Below are 13,589 nucleotides of genomic sequence, written 5' to 3' on the forward strand. Positions count from 1 at the left end.
CCTCTCCCTCAGGACGTCTGACGACTGCTCTCCTCCCGCTCGGAACGGATGCCCTCCCCATGATCGAGAGACCGCTCACCATCGTCGTCACCGGGACCGTCGAGGACCGGCTCAACACCAACGCGGCGATCAGGACCTATGTGGCGCGGGGCTTGCGCGATCTCGGATCGCACGCTGTGGTTGTAAAAGAATTCGGCTGCGAGGCGCTGGCGGGGTTGCGCGGGGCCGATTGCATGACGACCGACCTGGTGCTGGCGGTGGGCGGCGTCGCGGTCGATGCGAGCAACCTGCGCAGCCTGCGCCGCTTCGCCGACCGGGCCGGCGCGGTCCTCGCCTTCTGGCTCCACGACGACCCCTACGAGTTCGACTACGCCTTCCGCCTGCGCGGCATCGCCGACATCGTGTTCAGCACCGACCGCTGGGCGTCGATGCATTACGGGGACGTGCCGGCGGCGCACCTGCCCCTGGCGGCCTGCCCGCACACCCATCTGCGGCCGATCGACCGGTCGGCCCCGCGCGACCTCGCGCTGTTCTTCTGCGGCTACGCCTACCAGAACCGCATCGATTTCCTGCGTGAGGGCGCGCCCCTGCTGCGGCGCCACCGCACCGCCGTGTCCGGTGACCAGTGGCCGCAGGACCTGCCCTTCGCCCGCAACGAGCGCCTGTCGCCCTCGGCCTTCGCCGAGACGGCGTCGCGCGCCCTCCTCACCCTCAATATCGGCCGCGATCTCAGCATCGCCAACGCGCGCTACAACCTGGCGCCCTCGACGCCCGGCCCGCGGACCTTCGAGGTCGCCCTGATGGGCTCGGCGCAGCTCTTCGTCGCCGAGAGCCTGGAGGTGCTCGACTACTTCGAGCGCGACCGCGAGATCATCCTGATCGACGGCGCGCGCGACCTCGAACGCTGGCTCGAACGGGCCCGCGACGAGCCCGACGCCCTCCTCGCCGTGGCGGCGCGCGCGCAGGAGCGGGCGCTTGGCGAGCACACCTACGCGCGGCGGGCCGAGACGCTGCTGGGCGAACTGCGCCTGCTCGGCCTGTTGCCGCGCCGGGCTGCGCGTCCGGGGACGGCGCCTCTCGCGCTGGCGGCCGAATAGGCGACCCGCCCGAAGACCACCGAACCGAGACGACGAACCGAAAGCCGGCCGATCCGGCGCGGCAACGGGCGGGTGCGAAGCCCTGTTCCGGCCGCCACACCATGGGCACGTCATGAGCATGACATTCCGCGTTCTCGTGCTGGACACCGCGGCGCAGACGCACAACTCCTACATCGCGCTGGCGATCGTCGATGCGCTGCAGCGGCACCCGGCGGTGGAGTGGGTGGGCCAGGCCGATTACGGCAACGCCATCGACCTCTTCCGGCGCGGGGGCTGCGACACCCTCCTGGCGCTCGGCGGGTCCGGCGGCGACCTCGCGGTGCTCGGCCGCCTCTGCGCCATGGCGGCCCGCTCGGTGCTCTGGACCACGGAGGATCCCTACGAGCTCGATGAGAACCGGCGCGTCGCCGCCCCCTTCGACCTCGTCTTCACCAACGATCTCGGCGTCCTGCCCGCCTACGGGGCGAACGCGCACCACCTCCCGCTCGCGGCGAGCCGGCTCTTCCACGATCTCGCCCCCATCCGCGACGACGACGCCTTCCTGTACGACGTCTGCTTCGTCGGCACCGCCTGGCCCAACCGGGTGCGGACGATCAACCGCATCATCGACGGGCTCGACCGGCCGCTGCGGATGAAGATCGGCCTGCCCACCAACCCGCACCTGCCGCCGGTGGTGCTCGGCGACGGGTCGCTCCTCACCAACTGGCGGGTGCCGAATCCCGAGCTCGCCCGCCTCGCCAACCGCAGCCGGATCACGTTGAGCCTGGAGCGCAAGTTCTCCTCCGCCCGGGCCGACCAGGCGAGCGGCACGACGCCGCCGCCGCGCCTGTTCGAGAACGCGCTCGCGGGAGCGTTCCAGATCGCGCTCGGCGGCCGGGCCGAGGCGACGCGCTACTTCAGCGAGCGCGAGATCGCGTTCTGCGACAGCGAGGACGAGCTCCTGTCGGCGATCGCCCGGGCGCTCGACCACCCGCAGGAGCGCATCGCCATGGCGCAGGCCGCCCGCGAGCGGGCAAGGGCCGAGCACCTCTACGACCACCGCGTCGCCGCGATCCTCTCGGCGCTGACCGGCGTCGCCGCCCCGGCTCCCGCGTCGTCCCTCCGGGCTCCCGCCCGCAAGCGCGTCCTCCTCGTCACCCACAACGTGGCCGGGCATCTTCCCGGCGGCGGGGTCGAGGTCTACCAGCAGGAACTCGCGGAGGGCGCGACGGCCTTCGACGTCTACACCCTGTATCCCCGGGTGGTCGACGGCGCCGCCGCCTACACGCTGATCGCCCACCGCACCGGCGAGCAGCACCTCTACGGCGTGCCCCACGCCGCCGGCATGGAGACCCTGCACGACGCCGCGCACGAGCGAGTCTTCGAGCAGATCCTGGTCGAGAACGACATCGACCTCGTGCATTTCCAGCACCTGATCGGCATGCCGCTCTCGCTGCCGCTGATCGCGCGGGCCTGCGGCGTTCCCTCGCTCTACACGCTGCACGATTTCTACCTCGTCTGCAGCCACTTCAACCTGCTCGACTATCGTGGCGGCTACTGCAACATCGCCGGGCGCTCGCCGACCGAGTGCGACATCTGCCTCTCGGCGAAGGGCATCCCGGCCGGCGCGCAGCAGCGCCGCCGCAACTTCGTCGCCCGGATGATCGACGCCTTCGACGTCCTGGTCGCCAACTCGCCCTTCACGGCGAACTACCTGCGGGCGATCTACCCGGAGGTGCCGGCGGAGCGGATCAGGATCGTCGAGATGCTGACGCCCGAAAGCCGGCGGGTCCTCCCTGCCGGCCTCCCGGCCGCGGAGAGGGCCCCGGCCGGCACGGCCCTGCGGGTGGCGGTGCCGGGCAACTTCACCCGGCCGAAGGGGGCGGACACGATCCTGCGCGTCCTCGTCGCCCTGCGCGACGAGCCGGTGGAGTTCCACATCCTCGGGGCGGTCCCCGATCCGGACCTCGACCGGCACCTGCGGGCGCTGGCCCTGCCGCGCGTGACCATCCGCGGCGGCTACGCGGCGCAGGACCTGCCGCGGCTGATGGTCGGGATGGACGTCTCGCTGCACCTGTCGACCTGGCCCGAGACCTACATGATCTCGCTCAACGAGGCCCGGGACGCCGGCGCGGTGCCGGTGGTCTCGGATCTCGGCGCACCCGCCGAGCGGGTGCGGGACGGCATCGACGGCTTCAAGGTCTCCCCCGACGATGCCGGCCACGTCTGCGACATCCTGCGTTCCTTAGGCCGCGACCGCGAGCGCCTGGGGGCGATGCGTGACGCCACCTCGTCCTGCCGCAGCGTGTCGCCCGCCGAGCACGTCGCCGCGCTCTCCGGGATCTATCGCGGGCTGATCGCCGCGAGCCCCGTCCGCCCGCCCGCGGCGACGCTCCGCCCGGAGCGCGACTACATCCTGAGCCTGCGGGCCTGCGGCCTGCGCACCAACACGGCGTCCTGGGTCCAGGAGGGCAGCGGCTGGGACGCGCCGCCCCACCGCCCGGCCCGGGAGGCGCACGCCCACACCCTGTGGCGCACCTTCCCGGCGCGCTTTTCCCATCTCGCGCGCCTGGAGCCGGGGCACGACCCGGTCCGCCTCAGCATCGACGCCGTGCAGGGCGACCACCAGCCGGCGGAATGGCCGCGGGTCGTGCTGCGCCGCGCCCTCTCGCTGCGGGGCTGGGCCTTCGTCGAGGGACGCGGACGGCCGCTCGACGTGATCCTCCACCTCAAGGGCGAGGCCCGGGAGATCTACGCGGTGAGCCCGCCGGTGGCGCGCGGCGACGTCCGGGCCCATCTCGCCGCGCCCGAGGCCGAGGCGAGCGGCTTCGCCTTCGACCTCGACCTCCACGACCTGCACCCGGGCGCCTACGCGGTCCGCCTGCTGCAGATCTACGACGGCGTCGTCGCCGATCTCGGCCCCCTCGGGGAGATCGCGGTGACGCGCGGCGAGGCGCGGACGGACGCCCGAGACCCGGCCCGTGGCGAGGCGCCCGGAGCCGGGCCGGATCCCGACCCGACGCGCGGGGCCGGACAGGTCCGCACGGTCCGGGGCGACGGCGCGATCACCCGCTCCGATCCCGGCGGCGCCTCGGCGCCGGACGGATCGCTGGGCCTGGAGGGCTGGGCGGCGGACCGGGCCGGGCGGCGGGTGCTGCCGGGCGTCGCCCTCGGCCTCCTGCGTCCGGGCGCGGCCCCGGTCTGGATCCGGGCGGCGCGCTGCCGGGCGCCCGCCGCCGTCGCCGCCGCCGACCCGCTCCTCGCCTTCGGGGGATTCCGGGCGCAGGTGCCGCCCGGCCTCGCGCCGCCCGGCCTGTACCGGGTCGTCGTCGCCCAGTCGGACCGCCGCGAGACCCTGCTGCACGAGACCGGACAGGCCGTGCTGGTCCGCCCCGATCGCATCGTGGGCCCTTGCGAGACGGGGCCCGTCGCCGGGGAGGCCGACCATGCGCCGCCGGAGCACCGGATCGCCCTCGACGAGGTCGAGACCGGGCCGGGCGACGCGGCGGAGGGCGACCGCCACCTCTACCTGCGCGGCTGGGCCTGGGTGCCGGCCTTGGGCGGCGCGGACCGGGTCGCGCTCGACCTCGTGGGGGCGACGGCCTCGCTCCGGGCCGGACTCACCCGGATGCGGCGCGACGACGTCGCCGCGCATCTCGGCGTGGCCGAGGCGGCGTGGGCGGGCTTCGAGGCCCTGGTGCCCTGCGGGGCGCTGCCGCCCGGCCGCTACGCGGCGCGGCTGCGCTACGGCGCCGGCCCGGACGCGGCCCTGCTGCCGCTCGACCTCGTCCTCGACCTCGCCCTGCCGCTCGCGGCCTGACGTCCCCCCAGAACCCCGGCCCCCAGGAGCCCCGCCTCGAATCCCGCCCCGCGCTGCCCGAGAGAAGACAGGACCATCCGCATGACCATCAGCGTCCACAAGGCCCGGCACGGGCTCCTCGCGCACTACGCCGAGGACCGCGTCATCGGCCAATCCCTGCGCCATTACGGCGAGTGGGCCGAGGAGGAGATCCACCTCGTCTCGCACTTCGTCCGGCCCGGCGACGTCGTGCTCGATATCGGGGCGAATGTCGGCAGCCACGCGGTCGCGTTCGGCCGGATGGTCGGCGAGACCGGCCGGGTGATCGCCATCGAGGGGCAATCCCGGGCGAGCGACGTGCTCGCGCTCAACATCCGCCTCAACGGGATGGACCGGATCACCCGGATCGAGGGGCTGATCGGGCGCGAGACCCGGGTGATGCGCCTCGACGCCGCGGCGCAGGACGGCGCCGACAATCTCGGCTGCATGTCGTTCCGCGGCGTCGTCGGCGCGCCGGAGACCGAGCGGCCCGCCCTGCCGGTTCCGCTCTTCACGGCCGATTGCCTCGCCCTGCCGGCCTGCCGGCTGATGAAGATCGACGTCGAGGGGATGGAGCTCGACGTGCTGCTCGGCGCGCAGACCACCATCGCCCGCCACCGGCCGGTGATCTACTTCGAGCAGACGAGCCCGGTGAACTTCGCCGAGATCGTCGCCCTCCTGCGCGACGCCGGCTACGGCCTGCGCTGGCACGTCGCCAACCCGTTCAACCGGCGCAACGCCAACGGCTATCCTCTGAACATTTTCGGCGGCACCTGCGAGGTCAACGTGCTGGCCGTCCCGCAGGAACACGTCTGGACGCCCCCGCCCGGCCTCGACCTGCGGCCGGTCGAGGGCGACCGCTACGACCCGCCGCCGAGCCCGACCGGCCTCGACGGCTGGAGCCTGCCGGAGGACGCCTATGCCGGCCTGCCCCCGGTGCTCCACCACGCGATGATCGCGCTGCCGGAGCCGGAGGGCTTCGTGTCCCGCCACGATCACGAGCAGCTCGAGCTGCGCTTCCGCGACCTCGAGCGCGACCGGATCAAGGCGCAGGAGATCATGGATCACCAGGCCCGGATCATCGCCGGGCTGCAGGCGGCCGCGCCGGGCGCGGCGCAGGTCGCCGCCGGTCTCGCCGGGGAGCTCGAGCCCGCATGATCCTCGCCGAGCCCCGCCCCGCCGCCGTCGCCGCCCGCGACATCCTGCTGATCGGCCACAGCCACACCCAGTGCATCGTGGCGGCGCTCCAGGCCCGCGCCGCGCCGGTCGGCTGGGGCATGATCGGGCTGCCCTCGGGCGGCAGCCCGGTGGTGGCGACGGAGGACGGCATCCGCCTCGACCCCGCGATCGAGGCGGATCTGCGCCGCCGCATCGGACCGGGCACGCTGTGCATCTCGACGATCGCCGGCAACGCCCACAACGTGCTCGCCCTGATGGCGACGGAGCCGCCCTTCGACTTCCACATGCCGGGGGAGACCGGGCCGCTCCTGCCCGGGGCCGAGCCGATCCCCTACGCGACCATCCGGCTCTCCGTCCGGCAGATCCTCCACGAGGGCGACCTGTCGATGCTCTACGCCGCCCAGGCGGCGGTGCCGGAGCTGCGCTTCCACATCGAATCGCCGCCCCCCTTGCGCGACGAGGCGCTGATCCGCGCCCGGATGGACCCGTACTTCCTGGAGCGCCACCCCGCGGCGCGAGTGGCCGATGCGGGCTTGCGGCTGAAGATGTGGCGGCTGCACTCGACCCTGTTCGCCGAGGCCTGCGAGGCGCTCGGCCTCATCTTCGTCCCGGCGCCGAAGGCGGCGATGGACCCGGACGGCTTCCTGCGTCCCGAACTCGCCCACCCCACCAGCTCGACCCACGCCAACGAGGCCTACGGCGCGCTCGTCGCCGACCAGATCGAGAGGCTCGCCCGATGAAGCACCCCTACGAGCAGGCGCCGCCCTACACCAAGTGGCGCCACGCCGTGGCCGCGCCGGCGGCCGGGGCCGTCGATCCGGGGATCGGGTTCCCGTTCCGGCTGAGCCGCCGGGACCGGGTCGCCACGGCGGGAAGCTGCTTTGCCCAGCATATCGGGCGCGCGCTGCGCGCCCGCGGCTTCTCGCACTACATCACCGAGACCGCCCACCCCTTCGTCGCCAACGTCGCGGCATCTTGCGCCTACGACCAGTTCTCGGCGCGCTACGGCAACGTCTACACCTCGCGGCAGATGCTGCAGCTCGTCCAGCGGGCCCTCGGCCTGTTCACGCCCGCCGACCGCGCCTGGTCCGGCCCGCAGGGCGGCTGGTACGATCCCTACCGCCCGACCGTGCAGCCCGGCGGGTTCCTGTCGGTCGAGGAGCTGGAGACCGACCGGGCGCGGCACCTCGCCTGCGTGCGCCGCCTGATCGAGGGGCTCGACTACCTGGTCTTCACCCTCGGGCTCACCGAGGCCTGGGTGTCGGCGGTCGACGGCGCGGCCTATCCGCTCTGCCCGGGCGTCGCCGCCGGCCGGTTCGATCCGGCGCAGCACCTGTTCGTCAATCTCGGGGTCGACGAGATCGTGGCCGACGTCGAGGCGTTCCTGGCGCTGATCACCGCGGTCAACCCCGCCGCCCGGCTGATCCTCACCGTGTCGCCGGTGGCGCTGGCGGCGACGGCCGAGGACCGGCACGTGCTCGCCTCCAACACCTATTCCAAGGCGGTCCTGCGGGTCGCGGCGGAGATCCTGGCGCGCCGGCACCCGGAGACGATCGGCTACTTCCCGTCCTACGAGATCATCACCGGCATCCAGAGCCGCGGGGCCTACCTGCTCGACGACCTGCGCTCGGTGAGCGACGAGGGCGTGGCGCAGGTCATGGCGAGCTTCGCCCGCAACGCCACCCGGGAGGCCGAGCCGCCGCCCGCCGCTGCCCCGCCCGTCCCGCAGCCGGACGGCCTGTTCCGCGACCTCGCCCGCCTGATCGCGGCCGAATGCGACGAGGCGATGCTCGGCGCCTGACGTCCCGCACCGGTCGCGGGCCAACGGCCGATCGACCGTCACGGATTTCCGCACGCAACGACCCACGGGGGCACGATGACCGTCCTGCATGTCCAGTCCGGCGCCACGATGAAGCATTTCGACTTCCAATGGTACGCCCAGCAGAACAACCTCGTGATGAGCAATGCGCGGATCTCGACGCATTACGAGGAGGTCGGCCGGCAGCGGGGATTGAGCCCGACGCCCTATTTCGACGCGCGGTGGTACGCCGGCGCCCACGGTCTCGGCCTCGCGGACGACCTGTCGCCGTTCGAGCATTTCGCGCTGCTCGGGGCCGGGGCGCTCGCGGACCCGCACCCGCTGTTCAACGCGAAATGGTATCGCTGGACCTACATGGACGGTGACAGCGACATCCATCCGCTGTTCCATTACATCGAGACCGGCTGGAAGCAGGGCAACGATCCGCATCCGCTGTTCCGGGGGCGGTGGTATGCGGAGCGATATCTCAAGGACATCGACCACATCGATCCGTTCTACCACTTCCTGACCGAGGGGCACGACCGCGGCTGCCAGCCCAACCCGCTGTTCGATACCCGCTGGTACGGCGAGACCTACCGGATGGGGCGCACCGCCAACTGCCTCGTCGACTACATCTACGGCGGCCATGCCGCGCGCGACCCGCACCCGCTGTTCGATTCGCGCCACTATCGCGACGCCGTCGATTGCGGCGGCTTGAGCCCGCTCGAGCACTACCTGACCAAGCCGTCCGACGTCAGCCCCTGCCCGATGCTCGACGTCGCGTTCTTCGGCAGGCGCGCCCGCCGGCATCGGGGCTACCGGGAGGTCGCGCATCTGCCCGCGCTCGTGCAGTATCTCGAGCTGTCGCGAACCGGCGGCATCGATCCGCACCCGCTGTTCTCGACGGCGTTCTACGTCGAGCAGAATCCCGACATCAAGGAGAGCCGGGTCGAGCCGCTCACCCATTACGCCAAGTCGGGCGCGCGGGAGGGCCGGCAGCCGCATCCGCTGTTCGAGCCGGACTATTACCGCGAACAATATCCCGACCGTCCCGACGGCAACCCGCTGGCCGACTACCTCGCGGACTTCTCCGACTCCGGGGCGAGGCCGCGGCGCGCCTCCCGGCCCGACACGGTGACCCGGCCGCTCCCGCCGAGCCGGACCGTCATCGACGTCGCCGACCTCGGCGCCCTCGGCGGGCACCTGCCCGACGAGGCCGCGATCGGCGTCTTCGCCCACATCTTCTACAGCGATCTCAGCGAGTACGTCGCGCGCTACACCAACAACATCCCCGGCAACTGCACGATCTACATCTCCACGACGACGCTGAGCGACGCCAAGCGGATCAACGCGGTCTTCGCCGAACGGTCGCAGCACCCCTTCGTCATCCGCGTCGTGCCGAATCGCGGGCGCGATATCGCGCCGCTCGTGGTGGCGTTCCGCGACGTGCTCAGGACCTGCGACGTCGCGCTCCACATCCACACCAAGAAGTCGACGCATTACGAGGGCGGCTTCGACCAGTGGCGCGACTACCTGTTCGAGGCGAATCTCGGCACGCCTTCCGTCGTCGCGGCGATCCTGTCGGCGCTGGCGCGGCCTGAGATCGGGGCGGTGGCGCCGGACCATTACGGGCCGATCAAGCCGCTGATCCAGTGGGGCGGCAATTTCGACACCGTCTCGCGCCTGTTCCGGCTCTGCGGCGAGCGGATCGGCACCGAGGCCGTGCTCGACTTTCCCAGCGGATCGATGTTCTGGTTCAAGCCGAAGGCGCTCGCGAGGCTGCTCGATCTCGAGCTCGACTATTGCCACTTCGACCCGGAGGCGGGCCAGGTCGACGGCACCCTGGCGCACGCGATCGAGCGGAGCTTCTTCTCCTTCGTCGAGATGGCCGGGTACGAGTGGGTCGTCCAGCGCCCGGCCGCCGACGGGGCGCCATTCGCGCCGCGCCGTGCCGACCGCCCGATCGGCAACCGGTTCCTGCCGACGGACCGCGACCTCGGCCTGACCCGCAAGTACTATCCGGAATGCACCGAATACCTGGTGCGCCCGAGCCCCGTCGTGAAGCCGCGGCTCAACCTGCTGATCCCGCTCATCGACCAGAAGAAGGGCTATGCCGGGATCGCCACGGCGCTCGAGGTGTTCGCCGCACTCTGCGAGCCGCTCAAGGATGCGTTCGACGCCCGGATCGTCGTGACCGACGTCAGCATCGGGCCTCACTACGATCCCCCGCCCTCGTTCGAGATCGTCTCGCCGCTCGCGCAGGACGTCGCCGGGCGGAACACGATCGTCGACGCGTCCCGGCGCTACGACTACCCGGTGTTCTTTCGCGAGACCGACATCCTGTTCGCGACGGCGTGGTGGACGGCGAGCGGCGCCCTCGACATCCTGCGCCAGCAGGCCGAACTCTTCTCCGTCCGGCCCGAGAAGTTCCTCTACCTAGTGCAGGATTACGAGTGCGGGTTCTACCCGTGGTCGACGAAATACGCGCTGGCGGAGCGGACCTACCGCCAGCCCGACACGGTCCTGCCGATCTTCAACACCGGCCTCCTGCAGGAGTTCTTCGAAGCGAACCATCAGCTCACGGGCGGCTATGTCCTGCATCCCGGCATCAACCGGAACATCGACCGCCACATCGTCCGCAACACGCAGAAGGAGAAGATCGTCCTGCTCTACGCCCGGCCCCATGCCGAGCGGAACTGCCTGCACTTCCTCGACATGACCGTGCGCACGGTGATCGACGCGGATCCGGACTTCTGGAGCGACTGGCGCTTCGTGGCGATCGGCGAGGATTTCGACGCGGGCGAATTGCGCTGCACCGACCGCATCGAGATCCTCGGCCGCCTCTCCCTCGCGCGCTACGGCGACCTCGCTTCCCGGGCGGCGCTGGCGATGTCGCTGATGATCTCGCCCCATCCGAGCTATCCGCCGCTCGAACTGGCCCATGCGGGCGTGCGCGTGCTGACGAACAACTACGGCAACAAGGACATGGCCCGCCTGCACGACAACATCACGGCGTTCGAGTCCTTCGATCTCGATGCCGTCGGCCGGACGTTGCGGGCCATGGCCGGCGCCTGGACCGACGACCCGGCGATCGGCTGGCGCGGGCAGGACAAAGCGGGCTGGTTCTTCGGCGGCCACACCAATCTCGGCACGATGATCCCGCAACTCGCCGAGGCGGTGCGCGGGCTGGGTACGCGTCGCGACGGGGGGCAGGTCCTCTGAGGGCGTGCGGGACGGTCTCTGGTCGTGTTCACACCCTCGGCGTCATCCCGGGGCCGCGAAAGCGGAACCCGGGATCCATAACCGCCGACGCGGCCGGACGAGGTGGAGCGCGCTTCGACTTTTAATGAGAGCGTGTTTGGCTTTCTCGACAGTTTTTACACCCTCCGCGTCATTCCGGGGCCGCGCAGCGGAGCCCGGAATCCAGACACTCAGGTCGTATAGAACGAGGCGGATAGGTATCCGCTTTATCCTATACCATCCGAGGTTCTGGATTCCGGGTTCCGCTGCGCGGCACCGGAATGACGCGGAGCATGCCAAGTCTGTAGCGGTCAATCAAAAAAGCTCTCAGAAAATCCAATAGATCCAAAGCGTGTACTCCCCTCGCCGCGCCGGACGGCAAGGCGCGACCCGCGGCCCCTGCCGCCAATCCGGGCCGCCCCTGCCCGCAATCCCGCCACCCCCCGGGCTTGCAATCGGCATAAAAATCTCGCCTCTATCGCGTCCATGAGATTTTTCGATCACCTGGGCGGGAGAGCAGGCGGGAGAGCGGGGCCGTGACGCCTCCCCCCGACGACGCGTCCGTCGCGCAGCGCATCGCCCGCAGCTTCCCGGGCCTGAGCCAGTCGCACCGGGAGGTGGCGCGCTACGTGCTCGCCCATCCGCTGAAGGTCGCGACCCTGCCGGTGGCCGAGCTGGCCGAGCTCGTTGGCGTCTCGGTGGCGACCGCCAACCGCTTCGCCCGCGCCCTCGATTTCGAGGGCTACGCCCAGTTCCGCGCCGCCCTGGTCCTCGGCTTCGAGGGGGCGCTGGCGCCGGTGGAGAAGCTGCGCGGCGACCTGGAGCGGCCGGCCGATCCGGCGAGCGTCTTCGACGCGACCTTCGCGGCGGTCGCGCGCAACCTGGAGGCGACGAGGAGCAGCCTCGATGCCGGCGCCTGCGAGCGGGCGGTGGCGGCGATCGGGTCGGCGCGGCTCGTCTACGTCGTCGGATTCGGCAGCTCGTCCTGGCCGGCAGGGCTTCTGGCGCGCAACCTCGATCTCACCCGGGAGGGCGTGCACCTGCTCGCCACCGTCGAGGGGCCGGCCTTCGCCGCCCGAATCCTGCGCCGGCTGACGGCGGACGACCTCGTGATCGTGCTCGCCACGCCGCGCTACTTCGCCGACACGGTGCGGCTGGCGACGCAGAGCCGCGAGAGCGGCGCCACGGTGCTGGCCCTCACCGACGGGCCGCACTCGCCGGTGGCCGCACAGGCCACGATCACCCTCTGCGTGCGCACCGACAGCCGCTACTTCGCCGCCTCCGACGCCAGTCTGGCGGCCCTGGTCGAGGCCCTGTCGAGCGCCGTGGCGCATGCCTCGGGCGAGCTCGTCGCCGCGGCGACCCGGCTCACCGAATCGGTCCTACCCTGGCTCGACGGCGACTACGCCGCATGGCCGCCCAAAGGCGGCTCGGCCGCCTGGCCCCCGAGAAGCGGCTCCGCCGCCTGGCCCCCGAAAAGCGCAACGTTCTCCCCCGACCCGGATCCCGAATCATGACCGACATCCGCCCCGTCCTCGTCGTCCACGGCGGTGCCGGCACGATCGCCAGGTCTGCCGCCGGCAGCGACGGCGAGGCGCCCTACCACGCGGCCCTCGCCGAGATCCTCGCCGCCGGCAAACGCTGCCTGCGCGACGGCGGCAGCGCGCTGGAGGCGGTCGCGGTCGCCGTCGATCTCCTGGAGGAATGCCCGCTGTTCAACGCCGGCTACGGCGCGGTCTTCACCAGCGCCGGCACCCACGAGCTCGACGCCTCGGTGATGGACGGCGCGACCCTGCGGGCCGGCGCGGTCGCGGGGCTGACCCGCGTGCGGCGGCCGGGCCGGGCGGCGCGGGCGGTGATGGAGGACGGCGCGCACGTGCTGCTCGCCGGCGCCGGGGCGGAGGAATTCTGCCATGCCCACGGGCTCGAGATGGTCGAGCCCGGCTTCTTCTCGACCGAGGCGCGCCGCCGCCAGCTCGAGGCCGCGCAGGCCGGCGGGCGGGTCAGCCTCGACCACGACGAGCGCGCGCCCCTCGACGAGCGGCAGAAATTCGGCACCGTCGGCGCGGTGGCGCTCGACCGGAACGGCCACCTCGCGGCGCTGACCTCGACCGGCGGCATGACCAACAAGCGGCCCGGCCGCATCGGCGATTCGCCGCTGATCGGCGCCGGCACCTATGCCGACGACCGCACGGCGGCGGTGTCCTGCACCGGCACCGGCGAGGTCTTCATCCGGGCGGCCGCGGCCTACGACGTCTGCGCCCGCATGGCCTATGCGGGCCAGGACCTGGAAACCGCGGCGCAGGCCGTGGTGCGCGACGGGCTCACCCCGCTCGGCGGGCAGGGCGGCCTGATCGCCGTCGATGCCCGGGGCCGGGTCGCGATGCCGTTCAACACCGCCGGCATGTATCGCGGCCTCGTCCGGGCCGGCGACCGCCTCACGACCGCGATCTTCTGA

General features: G+C 72.0%; 8 protein-coding genes. All 8 read left to right on the forward strand.

Going from position 1 to position 13,589, the window contains the following annotated elements; translation table 11 throughout:
* The first annotated feature begins 59 nt into the window (after positions 1-59).
* The 8 genes from BM430_RS17795 (at position 60) to BM430_RS17830 (ending at position 13,589) form a co-directional block, all read left to right on the forward strand.
* Positions 60-1,097, forward strand: coding sequence for a CgeB family protein (locus BM430_RS17795; RefSeq protein ID WP_093568578.1), 1,038 nt, complete (start codon positions 60-62; stop codon positions 1,095-1,097).
* 118 nt (positions 1,098-1,215) lie between these two features.
* On the forward strand, positions 1,216-4,896 hold the full coding sequence (locus tag BM430_RS17800) for a glycosyltransferase family protein (protein WP_143132063.1): 3,681 nt from the start codon (positions 1,216-1,218) through the stop codon (positions 4,894-4,896).
* Between the two features lie 81 nt (positions 4,897-4,977).
* Complete coding sequence (locus tag BM430_RS17805; RefSeq protein WP_093568580.1) at positions 4,978-6,072, forward strand: FkbM family methyltransferase; 1,095 nt, start codon at positions 4,978-4,980, stop codon at positions 6,070-6,072.
* Positions 6,069-6,833, forward strand: a complete 765-nt coding sequence (locus BM430_RS17810; RefSeq protein WP_093568581.1) for a hypothetical protein — start codon at positions 6,069-6,071, stop codon at positions 6,831-6,833. Before BM430_RS17805 ends, BM430_RS17810 begins: the two co-directional genes overlap by 4 nt.
* Positions 6,830-7,894: a GSCFA domain-containing protein gene (locus BM430_RS17815; RefSeq protein WP_093568582.1), complete on the forward strand. Its 1,065-nt coding sequence runs from the start codon at positions 6,830-6,832 to the stop codon at positions 7,892-7,894. The genes BM430_RS17810 and BM430_RS17815 overlap by 4 nt, the downstream gene beginning before the upstream one ends.
* A gap of 75 nt (positions 7,895-7,969) precedes the next feature.
* Positions 7,970-11,113: a rhamnosyltransferase WsaF family glycosyltransferase gene (locus BM430_RS17820; RefSeq protein WP_093568583.1), complete on the forward strand. Its 3,144-nt coding sequence runs from the start codon at positions 7,970-7,972 to the stop codon at positions 11,111-11,113.
* A gap of 554 nt (positions 11,114-11,667) precedes the next feature.
* Positions 11,668-12,648, forward strand: a complete 981-nt coding sequence (locus tag BM430_RS17825; RefSeq protein WP_093568584.1) for a MurR/RpiR family transcriptional regulator — start codon at positions 11,668-11,670, stop codon at positions 12,646-12,648.
* Entirely contained in the window at positions 12,645-13,589 is a 945-nt protein-coding gene (locus BM430_RS17830) for an isoaspartyl peptidase/L-asparaginase family protein (protein ID WP_093568585.1), read from the forward strand. Before BM430_RS17825 ends, BM430_RS17830 begins: the two co-directional genes overlap by 4 nt.

The organism is Methylobacterium sp. 174MFSha1.1 (assembly GCF_900116815.1).
GTDB lineage: Bacteria > Pseudomonadota > Alphaproteobacteria > Rhizobiales > Beijerinckiaceae > Methylobacterium.